Genomic DNA, 18,512 nt, shown 5'->3' on the forward strand with positions numbered 1-18,512 from the left:
CACCATCATCCCCCTGGTCATCGCCTTCCTCCTCCTGCAGAAATACTGGCAATCCGGCCTCGCCGCAGGAGCCGTCAAAGAATAACAAAAGAAACTAAAACCGTGCTACAGGCCTTGAGCCGTAGGACAGCGAAAAGATATCAATAGTCATGTGTTGTTGCCAAGGACAACAGAAAAGGAGATAGGGACAATGAGGTTCGAAAAGATGACGAAGGTCATAGCCCTGACAGGTGCTGTAGCCATGGCGTTTGGACTCGCCGGCTGCGGTGGATCCGGCAGCGGCTCCTCTGCGTCGGGCAAAGGCGGGAAGACCGAAATCTTGGTCTGGTCCTGGGATTCGACCCTTCCTCGAACAGTCAAGGGATTCGAAGCCAAGAACCCCGACATCAAGGTGAAGGTCACCAATGTCGGCACCAACAAAAAAGAGTACACGGCCTTGAACAACGCTCTGTCCGCCAACAAGGGCGCCCCTGACCTTGCACAGATCGAGTATTATGCTCTGCCCGAGTATGCCACTCAGGACAAGTTGCAGGATCTTTCTGACATGGGCGCCTCCGGGTACAAGAGCTTCTACACGCCGGGTACCTGGAACTCAGTGAATCTGAATGGGGGCGTCTACGCACTGCCTATGGATTCCGGCCCCATGGCCCTGTTCTACAACAAGGAAGTGTTCGACAAGGCCGGAGTGACTGAAGTACCTACGACCTGGGATGAGTATTACGAGGCGGCCAAGAAGATCAAGGCCGTCGGTTCTTACATCACTTCGGACTCAGGCGATGCAGGGTTCTTCGATTCCATGACCTGGCAGGCCGGCGCCAAGCCCTTTGCCACCAGCAAGGACGGCAAGACCGTTACCATCAATCTGACCGGTGACCCCAAGGTCAAGAAGTGGGACGACTACTGGCAGAAGATGATCAATGAGGACTTGATCAACACGAAGATTCCTGGATGGTCGGACGACTGGAACAAGGGTCTCAATGACGGATCAATCGCTTCTTTGCTCACCGGCGCTTGGATGCCCTACAACCTGCTGTCCGGTGCTCCTGATGCCTCCGGCAAGTGGCGTGTGGCGCAGATGCCTACCTGGGAGAAGGGTGGCACAGAGAATTCTGAGAATGGCGGGTCTTCCCTGGCTATGATCAAGACCAAGGACGATTCCAAGAGCAAGGCCGCATACAAGTTCTTGGAGTACGCTTGCCACAACGCCGAGGGCATTAAGACCCGTGTCGATGGCGGCGCCTTCCCGGCTGACAACAACACGCTGAAGTCCAACGAGTTCCTTTCGATGACCAGCTTGAAGGATGCCGACGGCAAGGACAACGCCTACTTCGGCGGCCAGAAGTTCAACGAGGTCCTGTCGCAGGCCGCCAAGAACGTTCTGCCTGGCTACAAGTTCCTGCCCTTTGAGGTCTACGCACGTGGAATCTACGGTGACAAGATGACCGCTTTCACCTCCAAGTCGGCCACATTGGATCAGGGGATCGCGGCTTGGCAGAAGGATCTGCAGAACTACGCCAAGCAACAGGGCTACACGGTGAAGAAATAAGGGTAACTCTCATCGAGTCAGCGCTGTAGCGTAGGTTCCTTAATAAGGTATACCGGCCAGAGGGGTTCCGGGGTATTCCCTTGGCTTTCCCTGGCCGGTTTTTTCATGCACATCGTGGTGCTCTCCCTGCGGTCTTCTATAAGACGTAAAGCGGGTAAGACTTTTTAAGAATGATCAATACCAGAATGTTCCACATTAGCAGTGGTCATCTGTTCGATTGTTGTCGTGCAACGAAGAGGCAACGTCGGCAATTCCTTGTCTTCAATGTCTGAAGAAGGATAAGAGGCATACTTATGAAATTCATGCGAACTATGGCGGTTATCATAGCGGCAACTTCGACGGCTGTAGGCGGTCTCATGCCGGCCTATGCCGAGCCTTCCTCCCCAACAACAGCGACGGTGCGTCCTAACCCGTGGTATGCCAATGGTCCCTTCCAAGGTTGGGGCACTTCATTGGCCTGGTTTGCCAATGCCACAGGCCAATACGGTGAACCAGGGTCCATTACCCGCAGCAGCGGAAACTCCGTGACGGATGCCAAGGCACTGGAGTATGGCAAGCAGCTGCGGGAGAAGTTCTACACCAGTATTTTCGGTAAAGAAGGACTGGGGCTGAATAAGGCCCGTTTCAACATTGGCGGAGGCAACGCCTCAGATGTGGCTTATGGATACCCCTTTATGCGCCAGGGGGCGGCAGTTCCTGGATATTGGGCGGAAGATCCTGACGGAAGCAAGGGGCTGTATGGTGGCGTGACGACCAAACAGTCCGATGGGAATGCCTTGGATCAGGCCTTTGATCCGGCATCGGAGGATTCCTATGTGTGGGGTCCCAAGTCTTCTAAGAGCGGAGCCGCCAAGTCCGTGAAGGCGCAGGAATGGTGGCTGAAACGCGGGGTCAAAAACGGCGATATTACTCATCTTGAGGCTTTTGCCAACTCAGCTCCTTGGTTCATGACCGAAGATGGGTATGCCACTGGCGGTTTTCGATCCGGAGACAACAACCTCAAGGATCCTGAGAAGTTCGCTGGATACATAGCCAGCGTGGTAAGTCATCTGGATCAGTTGAAGGCTGACAACGGCAACAAGGTAAAGATCAATACGGTCGAACCCTTGAATGAGTCGGAGACGGCCTACTGGGGAACGCCGGGCGGAAGGGCTTCAGACGCTTGGTCCAGTGATCAACAGGCCCTGATCACACGCTATTGGGATCGATACTATGCAGATAAGGACAAGTCTGTCACGCCTTATTCAAATGCGGTGAAGAAGCCCCAGGAGGGAATGCATGTCGACAACGTCAAGGCTCAGCAAACTATTCTGGCCTTGGCCAAGGCGCTCAAGTCAGAAGGCTTGAAGGGCGTCAAGGTCTCTGCGACGGATGCAACCGACTCCGGACAGTTTGTTGATTCCTACAATCTATATTCGCAGAATGTGCGCGATGCCATAGGGCAGTACAACACGCATTCATATGGCACCAATCGCCAACGTGTGGCCAGAGACATTGCCCAAGGGGACGGCAAGGTCATGTCCATGAGCGAGGTAGACGGCTCCTGGCAGGGTGGGGGATTCAACCCCTATGGCTTCGACAACGGCCTGGGCATGGCAGGCAAGATCAACAGTGATGTCTATGCACTGCAATCGCAGGATTTCACTTTCTGGCAGGTGGTCGAGGATCTGTACAATATGTCGACCGGGGACCAGGATGTCAATGGGCATCAAGCCAATCCCAGAGGGGAGAACACCAATTGGGGGACCGTCCTGATCGACTTTGACTGCACTGTTGCGGGCAGTGACGGAAAACTGTATTCCGAGCGTGCCGTAGACAACAATGGGGGTACGACCAGAGGCATCAAGCCTTGTTCCGTCGTAGTCAACTCGAAGTACAACGCGGTCCGGGCCTACACCCACTTTATCCATGAAGGGGATTCGATCCTGGCCAACGATGCCACCAAGGATAATATGACTGCTCGTTCGGCTGACGGTAGGACGCAAACCATCATCCATCGCAATGACAGCGACAATAAACAGCGCTTAATCATTGATCTATCCAACTATGGAAACATTGACAAGAATGCCAGCGGCAAGCTCTTCCTGACCACTGCGCCTGAATCCAAAAGCGATCCTTACGAGGCCACCATGGATTACATGAACGGGTACTCCAACCAGGAGCGTCCGGGAGCAGTCCATATCGATACAGTCGCCAAGACGGCCACTGTTGAATTGCCGGCCCGCTCGATCGCCTCCATTCAGCTGTCTGGTGTGAGCGGTCAGTCTAATCAGGCAGGCGTGAAGGATGGTGAGAGCTACCAGCTTGTGGGGCAACAATCCGGACGTACTCTTCAAACCGGGAGTGATGGCAGCCTGACCATTGAGAATTCGGCGGCGGATTCACAGAGTGGCCCAGCACAGACCTTCGTCTACCATCAGGTCAAAGCCTCGCGAGAACGTCCTGAACTCAAGCTGTTCATGATCACCGATCCCACCGGGAAAAAGATATTGAATGATCAAGGCAGAATGGTCGCCGGCTCCATCGACACGACAAATCCGGATCCGCGGCAGTCTTGGATATTTAATACCGAGGGTGGAACCACATGGAGTATGGTCAATGCAGCGAGTAAGAACGCACTTGAAGTGAGTGGACAGGCCACTGCCGCTGGTTCGCCGGTCGGTCTTTACTCTTCCAATGGTGGTGAAAACCAGGCTTGGACTCTGAGGTCTACCAAGCCTTCGGGCGTGCAGCAGGTCTATGTTCAGGCCCGAAAAGGCGGACATTTGACTATGCCGACGACGGTCACTCCCTACTATCCTTGGGGACTCGGGTCTCCGGTCCCTGTTCAATGGGATACCAGTATGATCGACGTCAGCAAAGAAGGTCGGTACCAGGTGACTGGGCAGGCCGTCGATGTGTTTGGCAATTCCATCGCATGCAAGGCTGAGGTTTACATCGGCGACTTTACAGTAACTGATCCGGTATCCGTCACCCTCATGGTTGGTGCAAGCCGTCAGCAGGTGGAGGATGCAATCAAAGCAGCCCCGGTTCATGCGCACGTTGGTGCCTCGGAGGCTATGGATGCAGACCGCACAGCTGTGAAGTGGGACTTCTCCCAACTGGATGGACAGCTTGCCGAAGCGCATGCAGGCGACAGACTCACAGTCAAAGGACGCTTGGGGTCGGTCGGAGACGGCGGGCTGCCAGTGACAGCCTCGGTCTATCTGATGCAGGCCAAAGAGCAGAACATTGCTGACACCAGCAGCAACCTGACAGTCACTGATCAGCAAACCGAATACGGCAAGGCTGAACAGTGGAAAAAGCTGACAGACGGGGATACCTCCGCCGAGGCCTGGGTGACATGGAACTCCGCAGGCGATTACTCACACAAGCCCACCGCCACTCTAGATTTCGGCCAGGAGCGGGACTTAGGCTCACTGGTCATCACCTATGGCGACCACGCTCCAATCAGTGCGCTGGCTGAATACAGCTTGGACGGTCGCACCTGGCTTCCCTTGGGAACAGCTGCGAGTCCAAAGCCGGGACAGACTGTGACATTCAAGGGCAATGCCCAGGTCAAGGCCAGGCAGGCTCGAATTGTCAATACGGTGCAGGGGGACTTCATGAACACCTCCGAAATACAGGCTTGGGCCATTCCCAAGGCTGATCCGGTGCACAATATCGCTCCGTCCTCCAGCTCTCACTTCAAGGTGAATGTGCAGGAAGGTTCGACGGCTGCAAAGGCCATAGACGGCGACAGCGATCACAAGGGCTGGTCCACTTGGAACCAGGCGGGGATTCCGGTTGCTACCTTCACCTTCGACAACCTCCAATCCATCAGCGAGGTCAAGACTACCTTCTTCAGAGACGGCCGTGCTTCCTGGCCTAAGTCCCAGACTTTGGAGTATCAGGACGACAAGGGTGTCTGGCAGAGGGTCGGTGTGAAGAGCGGCTGGTATGTCCAGCCAGGTTTCGGCGCGGATACATCTACGGATGAGGACACTCCTGTGGCTGACTTCCGCATGTCTACACCCATAGTCGCCAAGGCACTGCGTCTGACCAACACCCTGCAGGATACAGGCGTCTATATCAACGTCGCGGAAATCGAGGTTCTGGGAACTCAGGCGCAAGTCAAGGCTGAACCTATGCCCTCCGCTGATAAGGCCTTGGGCGATTTGCGGTTGGATGGCAAGACCATAGACGGATTCCTTCCTGACAAGACTGACTACACGGTACAGCTCCCGGTCGGCGCGGAAAGCAATCCGAAGCTACAAGCCTTTGCCCGCGATACTGCCGCTACGGTGAAGGTCAGGCATGTCAATGCCGAGGAGTCCGTCAAACGTGACGGGAACGTTCTAGGCGGCAAGGATGTGATCACGGTAAAAGCGGCTGACGGCAGAGGGAGCTCCGAGTACACCGTCAACTACGTTTCTTCCGTTCTTCAGAAATTGTTGGTCACTCCACCCAGCAAAACCCGATATCTGCTCAATGAGCGACTCGACTTATCCGGTATGGTTGTCAAAGCTGTGTATTCAGTGCCGAATGAGGAATTTGTCAAGGTGGATATCAGCATCAACGACCCTGAATTGCTGGTGAGCGGTTTTGATTCAGCACAGCCAGGCAGGAAAAATGTGACCGTGACCTACCGTGGTGTCAGTGCGACCTTCCAGGTGGATGTGGTTGATGGCAATGTCGGAAACGCTGATTCACAGCCAGGCTCGGGTCGTGGTCCAGGAGCCCTCGCTCATGCCAAGCAAGAGGGCGGCTCAGATGGCAGCAGCGCCTTGAGTCAGACCGGTGCGAATGTGATGCCAACGATTCTAGCGATCGCAGTCTGCCTGCTATGCGCAGGATCAGCATTAGCGGCGGCTCGCCGTCATCTGGGATGATGCGGAGAAGAGGAAAGCGATGAAGCTCAATCGAAGAAATATATTGGGATTCGCCGCGGCAGTTGTCGCCTTGGCGCTCCTGTCGCCCGGATCTGCGGCTATGGCCGTACAGGAGAAAACAGAGCAATTCGGTTCCGCCGGATTCAGCCGGCTGAAAACCGCTCAGGATGATGATCTCCGGACGATACTGGATACCACGAGGGTTGAGGATCTGCAGCCACTGGCTTCAGGTCATCGATCCGATGATCAGAGCACAGCGCCCTATGATCATGCAGAGCCTAACAAGGACGACGTGGATAAGTTGAAGCATGCTCGGTCTGTGGCCGAGGGAGTCCTAGCCTCAGGCTCTGCCGATGAAGGCGAGAAGGATCAGGCGGGCAAGGACTTGAAGCAGGCCTTTGCCGCCGTGCGCTTCATCTACCATTACACTGCAGTGACAGGCACTAATGGCGACAGATTTTTTGACAACAAGGGTGATCTGCTGCAAGCGCATGGTGCCGGAATTCAACGGGTCAGTGCTGCTCTTCTTCCTGCTGCCGATCGGGGCTTGGATGCGGATGGAGACGGATATGTCTACGTCATGTGCGGCGAGGACAAAACTGATGGTCTGGTAGCGCATGGCGTGCGGATATACTACTCCGACGATCTGTGCAACTGGGTAGATAAGGGGCTGGGCTTTCAGACCTACCAGGGCGACAAGGATCTGGCTGGTAAATTGGCGGGCTCTGACCGCGTCTACCAGCATTATTATAATGTGGCCAACCTTGAATCCGATCCGGATTACACGAACATCTACGGCCAGGATTTCAAGGCATTCTCCACGGATGCATCCAATGCCAACATCTCCGGCCCTCAGCAAGCCTTGGACTATCTGCTTTGGGATTTGAAGGTTCTGAAGGGCGACGGATCGGATCCGAAGAAGTCCAGCTGTGTCTTCGAGCGTCCCAAGATGGTCTATAACCCGACCACCAAACGCTGGGTGATCTGGTTCCATGCGGATGGGCCACGATATGGCAACGAGGCCACTGCAACGTATTCCAAGGCAAAGGCCGGAGTCGCCATTTCTGAGAGTTCCGATCCTGCTGGGCCATACAAGTACCTGGGATCCTTCCGTGTGAGTCCCGGTGCCAATGCCGGTAACCCTGGCATGGCGCGTGACATGAACCTGTACGTGGACTCCGGCAAGGATCAGAATCATGACGGTGTTGATGATGCCTATCTGGTGTATTCCAGCAACGAAAACCGCGATCTGACCATCTCGCTTCTGGACAAGACCTACACCAAGCTGGTTGAGCCGAACGCTCGACAGCGGAAAGGCGTGGACGTCTCTATTGGCGACACATACAACATCATAGCCAGCAATAGCAAGGAATCCCCGGCTCCATTCAAGTGGAACGGCAGATATTACATCATTTATTCGGGTACTACCGGATGGGCGCCCAATGAAAACAAGTACGCAATCAGCCAGGGCGACGATTTTCTAGGTCCTTATTCGGAGATGGGGGTGCCCTTCCTCAAAGGGGAGGGGTGGAACCAGAGCCCGGCCAATTCCTTCTCGACCCAATCCAGCTCGGTCATTCCCTATGACCCCGCGCACGGCGTTTTCCTCTATTGGGGCGACCGCTGGTTCAACCCTGACACCGGGAATGACATCAGCCAGTCCAGGTATGTGATGACACCGATGCAATTGGTGAACGGGCATGTCCAGGTGTTGCCGGCTGCGGACTGGAAACTGTCTGGTATGGACAAGTATCAGGCCATCGATGTGGTCAATGCCAATCTGCCGACTGAAAGCAGTTCGGTCAGTCGAATTGTTGCTGCGCTGCCCAAGAGCCTAGGCATCAGAGTGGGCGGTCAGACAGCCATCCGACAGGCCACGGTCAACTGGGAGCCCTACTTTGGCACGGACCGTCCATACGGGCAGGTGACGTTCAAGGGGAAGCTGCCTGAATACCAGAATGCGCCTATCAGCTTCACGGCTTCCATCTATCCGGAAAACTCCCGTCTGTTCATTGACGCGGGTTCGGCCCCTTCGAATGAATCGAGTTACTACCGGAAGCTGAAAACCAAGGCTCCACGACTGATGAATGCAGACCGCAGCGACCAGGAATACACTGCTCAAGGCAAGTGGGGTCTGAGCAGCCGCATAGGTTCCGATGTCGAAGCATACGAGACCAGCCAGAACGGTATCTACGAAACAGGCTACTGGGCAAAATCCGGCAAGGACATACGGTATCAGGCGGATTTGCCAGCCGGTACTTATACAGTTCAGGCGGGCTATCAGGAGTGGTGGAACAACAAGCGCCAAACTGAGTTCTCGGTCGTCTGCCATGACAAGACCGTAGGCAAGACGAATATTGTGCCTGTTCAGGCCGGGAATGCCACCGATCCGATCACTTTCACCTTGGAGCATGCCGACAGCGTGACCTTCCTGACAAGATCCACAGGCGGCGGCGATCCGTTGCTGAGTTGGATCGGAGTCTCTGCGCAGGATGACGACCAGGTGGTTTCAGTCCAGCAGGTTCAAGGCATCAGAACATTCAAGCGGGGAAGACAGCCCGGGCTTCCGGACAAGGTGAGCGTCAACAAGGCGAATGGAAAAAGCGAGGAGCGGGCCGTGCGCTGGCTGACCGATGCGTCGAGCTTGATCCTCTATGCGCCTACCGAGGTGCTGGGCATCGTAGAAGGCACAACGCTGCCTGCCAGAGCCAGCATTCAGGAGGTGGAAGACGGACTGTCCTACTTCATTGATGTCAATGGAGGGGAGGCCTCGCCCACCTACAAGGCGCTGACTGCTTTGCATGATGGCAAATTGGCCAATGGGTCCGCCGACCAGGGCTTTGACGATTTGTGGGGCAATACCTCCGGTAACTTTGGAAAACAGGCTGACGGCAATGCCGATCCCTATAGGTCAGGGATATATGCCGGCGCTAACGGCAAGAAAGATAAACTATCCTACAGGGTCTTACTGGCACCTGGCGAACATCAGGTTTCTTTCGGTTTCCATGATTGGTGGAGCCAGAGCAGACCGACTGTGATTAGCTATTCGTATGACAATCTTCCGGCATTCCGTACAGAGAATCGGCTGACGACCGCGACTGTCAACGGCGGACGAACGATTGCTTCCGGAAGGATCAAGATTCCGCAGGGCTGGAATAGGATAGTCACCTTCACCTTGGATTCCTCTACGGGGACTGGGCCAATACTTAATTGGATCTCTATCAAGGGTTCGCTGCCCCTAGGACCAGTGCCTGTGCAGCAGCAGCCTGTGATCTCGGGAGCATCCAATGTGAAAATCGATCAGGGTCTCAGCTTCGATCCTAAGGCCGGGGTCAGTGCAGTGGATTCTTTGGAAGGTGACATTACCGAGGCGATTCAAGTACAGGGATCCGTGAATAGTGCTAAGACAGGGCAATATACGCTTGACTACACGGTTGCTAATTCAAGGGGCAAACAGGCATCTGAAAAGCGGATAGTCACGGTCAGCCCCGTTGGAGGCAGCTCTTCCAACAAGTCTAAGAATCCGGCCGACAGCTCCTGCATCAATCCCGGTAAGGGTACCGGTTTAAAGCACAAGACCGGAACTCACAAGCATTCTGAGGGTTCGAGGCTTTCAGAGACGGGGCCGAACACGGGATTCTTCCTAGTGATGGAAGCCCTAAGCATGCTGTTGGCCCTAGTCAGCTTCGGGCTGATTCCGCATATCCGTCGACACGGGATGGAGGGCAAGTGATAGCGCATCATTCCAGTGTGATGTGAAATGCTGATACCCCTATCTTCAGTGATAGGGGTATCGGTCAATCTGCCGGACGAGCCGCCGGGTTAAGCCAGACCATGTTCGTACTTGCTCGGTTAAGTTTCCTTTTAGGCTTCCGTCGAGAAGGTCAGGGTGACCCGAGGCTGATTGTGGGGCATGATCCATCCCCTGAGATCAGGACTGTACTCAAGCATTGGCAGTGATTGCCAGTCGTCCACATTATGCTCGCCTATGGCCTCTATAGTCAGTCTGGTCTCCAGCAGGGCGCTGCTTATTTCCTGGAAGTCATGAGCCCAACTGTGATTGATGGAATGTGTAATTCGGGGTTTGTCCCATCTTCGATCGAGTCGACTGATGACGTGTAGGTTTGATCCGTCTTATAAGTCGTTTCTGTTCCGCCACAATAACTTGGAACTATTGACATGCCCTCATTGTTCAAGGCGAAAAGCAGTGGATGGTTGTCGCGGATCATGAATATTCAACCGTCTGCTAGCAGGGGAGCGATTGAGCGAGCCCAGTCCTCCAGATTAGAAAGCCAGGTGATGGTTCCATTGCTGGTGATGCTTACACCGAACGAGCTTTTCTGCTCGGGCATGGCATTTGCAGCGTAGCGAACATCGCCTTGAACATAGATTATGGATGCGCAGGTTCGTTCAGACGGACTCCTGGCATAATCCAGCGAGGTGGGAGAGAAATCCAGGTCATAAACGTCTCGTGACCCAAGCGTCACCAAGATAGGGTATCAGTGCCTATGTGGCATTGCAGATGCAAAAGACGCAACCCCTTGATGCTGTGTTCGGGCAGGTGGGGCTTCAAAACCTCCAGATCGCGCAAGGCCACTGGCGACAGGGCTGATGCGTCCTTTGCAAAATCGTCAAGATCTCCATAACTACCGTCGGCATGCACAACTGCCCCGTCATTTCAGTTGAGATTATCCTGTACAATCTCGTCCTGGTGCATTTTATGAGGCATGGTGTTCCTTTCGGATAGATGCCTAACGACGGTGATCGAACCAGGAAATATAATAAACACTCTTTCGAGTGCAGATTAATCGGTCATATACAATTATGTGACCCTGCTATATCTTGAACACCCACTTCGTTAGCAAATGCACAGTGCCCTGTTTGTGATTTGAATGTTTCTGTTTGCTGGTTGGTTTTGGTTTTTTCTCTGTCTCGGGCGGTCTGTTGCGTTGCTGTTTTATTGTTAGGATTTTGTTCGTGGTCGAGGTATTTGATTTATCCGTCCATATCATTTGCTTGCCTTGGATAAGGGTTTATCCAGGGGAGGGGAAGCCATGGGATGCGCGCGTTCCCAGGGTTTTCTCGATAGGTACGCTTTTGGGTGCCCTCCCCGAATTATTGACTCTTTTATAATCTTGCGGTTCTCTCTTTCATGTCTTGTTCCGTTGAAGCGATGAGCATGAAAGGTGAGCTATGACCCGTTCTCGCAGTAAGTGGGGGGGTGTCTTCCTTAAAGAAGGTCGGGAGTGGGCGCGTCACCGTCTGGCTTGGCGGGTATTCTAACCCGCTTGACCACGGCAGGAGGGTCGGCAGGCAGTTCGGGCCGGAATACCGTACGGAAGCGTTTGCCTGGCTGGAACGTGAGCATTGCCTGGTCGTTTTTCATGACAAGGGAACACGGGACTGGTGGCCTCCGAGTGGCAGGAACGCCGAGTCGAAACCAGAAGACGAAGAAGTCCTGTTCGAGGATTACCTGCAGGAATGGATGAAGCATAGGAAGAGGAACGGGAACTCCGAACTGCGGGGTGCCACGAAAAGGAACCTGAAAGCGGATATTGCTCATTTCTCGCTGTACTTCAAAGGCAAGCCAGTCGCGGAGATCAGGCCCGGCGATGTGCGTGATTGGTATGAGGCCTACCATCCCGAGGGTCCCTGGGCGTTCTACGGGGCGTGCCAGTGTGGCGGTTACCGTCCACGGGGCATCGGAGCAAGGCGATGTTTCCAATGCTGCACGATGCCTTGGGGGAGGGGACTCAGAAATGGATCGCCGATCGTGGCGGCGAGCGACCTCTGGCCGTGTCCCGCTGGGAGGATGCCGACAGTTCACAGGCGCAACCGCACCACGAGGTGCGGGAGATGCTTGAGCGCCTGCGAAATCGGGCGGATCGACGCACACAGGCTCAGGTCCGCGATCCCCTTTGCGGTGCCTACATTGTGCGCACAGCTTTTCTGCTGGTGGAGGAGCGGCCCGCGTGTGCCGCCCTGTCGGCCGACCATAGAGGATGCTTATCCTTCTTCCTAGGTGGCGCCTGAAGCGTCTTTTCTTCATCCACTTATAATGGATGCCAATTGATGGATAATAACAAGTGATAATCAGGGAAAAGTAAATGAATTAATTCATTCACGACTTTCATCACGGCACTATGGCTCGTTTTATGAAGAAGTGAATGGTCTGAGGGCAAGGGGGAGGAAAGGAAGTATATGTTCCGCGCCGAAGAACAACAAAGCCGGAATCGTATCGACAGGATGTCAGGGAAGGAAGCTGCGAGTAATGGCGATCGGATGGCAGCCGGATATCTTTCGAGAATGTCCCGCCTCCTCAAGGGCCCGCTGCTTGTCGTGCTCTGCCTGGCTGTGCTGTGCGCCTCGGTGATCGGCATCGGAACAACGGGGGCTCCAGCCGTGGCCGCTGGTGCGGAGACCCAGGTCGACACCAAACCCAAGGTCTTCCAATTCATGGCTTATAACGATAAGGTCGATTCGTATCAGGATGAGCTCCGCCTTGATCTGGTTCTACGGGTGCCCCACAAGGAGTTCGACCCAAACTGCGTGGCACTAGGCCAGACGACGCCGGCCGCATCCAGGGGTTGTTCCCTGTCCTTCCTGTACCAATACTCCGGATCAGACCAACCAAGGGGGTTCAGACGATCCCGATACATCAATACCATGGGGCGGAAAGGCGCAAACAGCTACGATGGAGCCCTCGCATGGGCGAGGAACCAGGATGAGGCCTTTACCGTTCACGAAATAATCAATTCAGGTGTTTATGACTACTTGGCCATCTCCATTGAAGGCGACCTTGACTACACGGATGCCAAATCCTCGATCGACGCCTACAAGACGGGTGGTTCGAAGCAGGAACTCGCCGTGTACGCCGTCATCGACCATGACCGTCAGGGGAGGAACATCCTATGCGGCGACGCTGTATGGAATTATGGAGATGATATGTGCGGCACCTTCAATCCGGATTCCTTGGACAGCGCACGATCGGTCAATATCATGGATGCCATTGGGGAGCGCAGTACCAGACTCTATATGCAGAATTGCAGAACGTCCGGAGGGGCCAAATACTGCAGTGGTCCGGCTTCTTTCGTCGGCTGGGATGGGCACCCGCTCCTGTGGAGCGGGCGTCAGGCGAACTGGGGGTTGGTGACCGATTTCGGGTTCCCCGCGGGCAATAACAATCCGGCCGTGCCGGAAGGGGTGGCACCGGCCAAATCGTTCTTCGTGTATTGGTATAACGTGGGAGGACCAGGGTCCTCCAAAAACCCTGGGTGCACGGAGAACACCTCCTTTAAGTATCAATGGGTGGGGTTGAAGAACAACACATGGGTGCCGGTCAAGGCGCTCACGCCCAAAGCGGTGGAAGTCCAAGGACAGCCGGCGGGCTACAGCTCACCGGGGTCCGCCTCCGGCTCCGAGCAAGGGGCCGCATATAATGACAAACCCAGGGCAGCCGGTTCGTCGCGGGCCAAGACCAACAAAACCTGTTCGCCGTCAATGATGCCGGTGAGCCCATGCCGGCGCAGCGCCCGGACGGGTCCATCGACTTCAAACTCGCCAAGTCCATGCAGGGGTTGGATGGATACTTCAAGTTACTCACTTGGCCCATAACCAAGGATGCGAACGGCCAGATCTGCAAGACCACCACACAGGTGGAGAAGGACACCTACAATCCCGAGGCCGGCATCGAGAACCTGGATGCCAAGGAAGTTGAGCACCGGATGCAGACGGCCTGGACCATCGATACCGCCTTCTACCGGTACAGTGTCAACCCTCCACAGGCGCCTACCATCAATTCCATCGATGGAACCGGTCTGGGGTCCGGAGGAGCCGTTTGGGCCGATAGTCTCACTCCGACCATATCCGGCACCTGTCAGCCGGCCGTCGACCCCCAAACGCCGAACAGGGTGACCCTGTTCGGCGAGAATCCAGCGAAACCCATCAGTGCGAACAATCCAGACGAATCGGACAATCGCGGGTTCGCCATAGGCACCGTCGCTTGCGTTCCCAACGACGCCAGGAATCCAGACAAGGGCGGCACCTGGAGTATCCGCGATGACAATACGGCCTATCCAAGCAAGGGCGTCAACACCAACATGGGCCGTCGGCGGTATCATGCCTGGATAACCGAGCACTCGACCGGCTACAACCTCACCTCCGGCTTTTCCAACCTGGCAACAGCACGATTCGCCGCTCAGAACGAGGCGGCTCCGGTGGTGCAGGCCATAACGGTACCCCATACCCGCAAGGGCGTTCTGCCAGCGGGATCGGCGGTGAGGGTCGAGGGCACAGCCAGGCCGACCTATCTTGCGGGGAACGACACGAACCTGTCGGATTCGAGGCTGGAAGTCTTCATGGTCCAATCCTCATCCGGTGCCGAGACCTCCCTAGGAACCTCAGGCGAACATGATTTCAGCACGAGCACCCCTTCAGGGGGTTCATCCCCGGTAGGTCACATCGTCATTGAGCCCGTCACGGAAGGACATGTGTGGCACTGGAAAATCGACATCAATCCATTGGTGTTCCTAAATGCCTTTGACGGCAGCCCTGGCAGCGAGCAGTATACATTCGGTGCCCGTTTGGTCAATCCCGCAGGAAAGCCTTCGGACGATGCCCGCAAGGATCAGATGGTGGATATGACCCCGACCGATCCGGGAATCATCGGCGCCGACTGGCAAACGGTCAGTGGCAGGGCGGTGATGAAGGGAACCGAAACAGTCGACGCGAATGCCAAGGTGACCGTGACTTGGCCGTCCAACCCGGCCGGCAGGACCAGCGATACCGTCATGTCAGGAGCGGACGGTGCCTGGGCGGTACTGCTCCCCAGTGGGATCGAGCCTGGGGAGGTGAGCGTAACGGTTGTGGATTCGAATGGCAATCAATCTGAACCGTATAAACAGTACCTGGATGTTGCGCCTCCATTGGATGGCCTCCCTCTCGCGGGTGCTCCAAAACATACGACGCTGCTTCTGGTGTTCTCCCTTGTTCTGCTCGTCGCCTTGACCTGTGCATGGCTGCGGCGCAGGCGCGAATTCACTCCGTCTGCATCCTGAATCGGTGGGGGTATCGGACCTTGTATGCGAGCGGGAACTGTCGTTCAGGCAGGTTCGGATGCGGCATCAGCGTGTCCCTTTCCTTGACTGGTTGTCGTAGAGTGGTTGACATGGACGAAGGCAACAATGTGACGGTGAAAACCCAAGAGGGACGTCGGCTTTCCGGCAGAGCCTATGGCCCCCGTGACGGCGACCCGGTACTTTTCATAGCCGGGGCCGGCATGGGCAAGTCCATGCTCTTCGGTGAGGAGGTACTTCCGCAGCACGGCATCCGCGTCTTGACGATGGACAGACCCGGCATGGGCGCTTCGGACCCGGAACCGAACCGCACGATGACAGGAACTGCCGAGGATTACCGAATATTCACCCAAGCCTTGCTCGGCACGGGGGCCGCATCCGTCCCGGTGGTGGCGAATTCACAGGGCGGTATGTTCGGTCTCGCGCTGGCGGCACTAGGTTTCGCCGCAGCATTGGCGCTAGTCTCTCCCGCTGATGAAGTGCAATACCCGGCCGTTCATGACAAGCTGTCTCCGCAGGCCACGCAGCTTTCCGACCTGGCCGTATCATCTCCCGACTCCGCACGAAAGATACTTCAGGATTTCTCCGCGAAGTCCATGGAGGATATGGTAATCGGCGCTTCCACGGCGAAGGATGCCGAATTTTACACCAGCGAACCATTCCTGACCCGGTACCGCCGGGCACTATCCGAAGGGTTTGCACACGAGGGTGTCGGCTATGTGCAGGACACCATGCTGGCTATGAGGCCTTGGAACATCGATATGACCCAGGTGCGATGCCCTGTGAGCATCCTGTTCGGTGAAGACGACAAGGTGCACTCGCCCGACCATGGCTTGGTGTTGCAGAGCAGAATCGAGACCGCCACGCGCAGACTTTTCCCCGGCGAGGGTGGCTCGCTCCTTTGGACAAGGGCCGGGGATGTCCTGGATATAGTGCATGCGCTAGCGGAATGATAGTGAAGCTTCAGCAGGCGATCAGGTATCGCCCGGCTGTGCTGTTGACGGTAGCGGGACGAATGCGGAAGCGACGGGTTGAGGTTTATGAAAGTGGCAGGAGGCACGTCATGGTGCTGAGGAACCAGAGATGGGGACCCCGTTGCCTTGCCTGAAGTCAGGTTTCAGGATTGGCATGCCGTTCTGCGCGTTTGGGTCTCAATAAGAGTGGTTTGCTCTCTGAAAAGACCGATTTGAGAGGACCGGCAGCGAATACCCCGCCATGTGTCCAAGCATGGCAAGGAGGGATTCCGTATGATCTGGAAAGCATCTGTAATTGAGACCAGGAACAAGCATTGAGACGGCTGCTTGGGGTCCTCCGGCACTATGCCATGTTTCAGCAGTTATGTTGGGGATATTGTCTGCTGCCCTCTTTCGCGACTGTTTCATCAGATGCTGCTTGGATCCACGTTGCCTCCTCAGCACCACTGCCTGTATGCACCTTTTCAAACTTCTGATGCTTTTCGATGCCGTCGCAGGTTACTTGGAAAATCCCTATTTTCGTCTTGCTTGCATGTACCCGATATGGCAAGATACCGCATGAATAGATGCTGATATATGCCTCTATGAAGCTGCTCATAAGAAGCCGTATTGGAAGCATGGGACCGCCGACCCACATGTTCTTATGTCTGAATCGTCAGGTTGCCCCGGATGCTAGGAGGGGTTCATCGGCCTGTATTTATTCGGTTTTGTGATCGTGGCGGCCGGCAAGGAAACCGGCAGGCAGGGCGGTTGAGATTCCCTTCCGCATGAATAGGGGGGTAAAGCACTGCCCCCGGTGCTCTGCTTCATCGAGAAGGGAGCAAAGGGGGCGGGCCGGTGACTGATGGGTCAGCGGTACTGCATGCCGCCATCGACGATCAGGGTCTGCCCGGTCACGTAGTTGGCCTTGTCGCTGGCCAGGAACGAGACGGCGCCGGCCACATCCGCAGGGGTCTCCAAACGGCCTAGGTCGATGCTGTCCTTCATGTCCTGAAGGTTCTGTCCCTTGGGTTTGCCGTTGAGCTTGCCCATCTCCTCATCGATGTAGCCCCACATGGGGGTGTCCACCACGCCGGGGGCGTAGGCGTTCACGGTGATTCCCCTGGGCGAGAGCTCCTGGGCTGCCGTCTGGGTGAGGCCCCTGATGGCGAACTTCGTAGCCGAGTAGGCGGCCAGGATCGGGAAGCCCTCGAAACCTGCGATTGACGATGCGGAGATAATGTGGCCGTGCTCCTTGCCCAACTCCTGGAACTTGGCCGCGGCGGCCTGGATGCCGTAGACCACGCTGAAGATGTTGACCTTCGAAATCTGCTCCAGCTGGTCGGGGGTGATGTCGGTGAAGGGCACTATCTGGCAGATGCCCGCGTTGTTGACAATCACATCGAAGGAACCCAACCTGGATGCGGCCTCATCGACCAGGTCGAACACCTGGTCCCTGTCTGACACATCGGTAGGGTGGAAGAAGGACCGACGGCCGATCTTCTCCACTTCGGCCACGGTCTGTTCGGCCGATTCCCTCTGGCCCTCAAGATCGGCCACGACGATGTCGAAGCCGTCCTGGGCCAGCTGGAGGGCTATGCCCCTCCCGATTCCCCTGGCCGAGCCGGTGACGACAGCTACCTTGTTATCGCTCATCTGTCTTTTCCTAACCTTGTTGGTTCCTATCTATAGGGCCGGTCGCAACTTCGGGCCAGGCCACTGTTGCCAGTCTATACGGCGGAGGTGGAGAAGCGGGTGACGGGGAGGAGCGGGCTGTGGTGTGGAGCCTTGTCGTTCCTTGCGGAAACCGGCGGCCAGTCCCAGCGCACCCGTCTTCAAGGCCAGGATCCCTGATCCCACCGGACCAGGAAGGTTCTTCCGGCCATTGAACAGGTTGATTTTCGCCTGTTCGATGTGGCCAGCATCGGCCTTGTCCCCCGACTTGTCGGGGGGACGTCCACCAAGTGGAAGCATAACCGTTCGTTGAAAGTTGTCAGGCTGTTAATAGAGTTCAGATCGTTCAGCTTCTGATCCTGTGTGATGGTCCTGGCCATCCAGTCACCTGCGT

At 55.8% G+C, this 18,512-nt stretch carries 8 protein-coding genes and 1 pseudogene; 8 read left to right on the forward strand and 1 reads right to left on the reverse strand.

Annotated elements, in window-relative coordinates; genetic code table 11:
- The 8 genes and pseudogenes from J3U06_RS09370 to J3U06_RS04550 form a co-directional block, all read left to right on the forward strand.
- Positions 1-85: pseudogene (locus tag J3U06_RS09370) on the forward strand (carbohydrate ABC transporter permease); the annotation flags it as partial.
- 105 nt (positions 86-190) lie between these two features.
- On the forward strand, positions 191-1,546 hold the full coding sequence (locus J3U06_RS04520; RefSeq protein ID WP_267444454.1) for an ABC transporter substrate-binding protein: 1,356 nt from the start codon (positions 191-193) through the stop codon (positions 1,544-1,546).
- A gap of 311 nt (positions 1,547-1,857) precedes the next feature.
- Complete coding sequence (locus tag J3U06_RS04525; protein WP_267444455.1) at positions 1,858-6,417, forward strand: discoidin domain-containing protein; 4,560 nt, start codon at positions 1,858-1,860, stop codon at positions 6,415-6,417.
- A 292-nt stretch (positions 6,418-6,709) separates the two neighbouring features.
- Positions 6,710-10,150: an immunoglobulin-like domain-containing protein gene (locus J3U06_RS04530; RefSeq protein WP_267444456.1), complete on the forward strand. Its 3,441-nt coding sequence runs from the start codon at positions 6,710-6,712 to the stop codon at positions 10,148-10,150.
- A gap of 1,991 nt (positions 10,151-12,141) precedes the next feature.
- Positions 12,142-12,450, forward strand: coding sequence for a hypothetical protein (locus J3U06_RS04535; protein WP_267400786.1), 309 nt, complete (start codon positions 12,142-12,144; stop codon positions 12,448-12,450).
- Positions 12,451-12,699: 249 nt separating this feature from the next.
- A complete protein-coding gene (locus tag J3U06_RS04540; RefSeq protein ID WP_267444457.1) occupies positions 12,700-14,031 on the forward strand; it encodes a hypothetical protein in 1,332 nt (443 codons plus the stop codon).
- Positions 13,935-15,473, forward strand: coding sequence for a hypothetical protein (locus J3U06_RS04545; protein ID WP_267444458.1), 1,539 nt, complete (start codon positions 13,935-13,937; stop codon positions 15,471-15,473). Before J3U06_RS04540 ends, J3U06_RS04545 begins: the two co-directional genes overlap by 97 nt.
- A 110-nt stretch (positions 15,474-15,583) precedes the next feature.
- On the forward strand, positions 15,584-16,444 hold the full coding sequence (locus J3U06_RS04550) for an alpha/beta fold hydrolase (RefSeq protein WP_267444459.1): 861 nt from the start codon (positions 15,584-15,586) through the stop codon (positions 16,442-16,444).
- Positions 16,445-17,314: 870 nt separating this feature from the next.
- On the opposite strand, the gene J3U06_RS04555 is transcribed toward J3U06_RS04550, so the two are convergent.
- On the reverse strand, positions 17,315-18,100 hold the full coding sequence (locus tag J3U06_RS04555; RefSeq protein ID WP_267400783.1) for an acetoin reductase: 786 nt from the start codon (positions 18,098-18,100) through the stop codon (positions 17,315-17,317).
- Positions 18,101-18,512: the final 412 nt, after the last annotated feature.

It is taken from the genome of Bifidobacterium sp. B4142, assembly GCF_026537325.1.
Classification (GTDB): domain Bacteria; phylum Actinomycetota; class Actinomycetes; order Actinomycetales; family Bifidobacteriaceae; genus Bombiscardovia.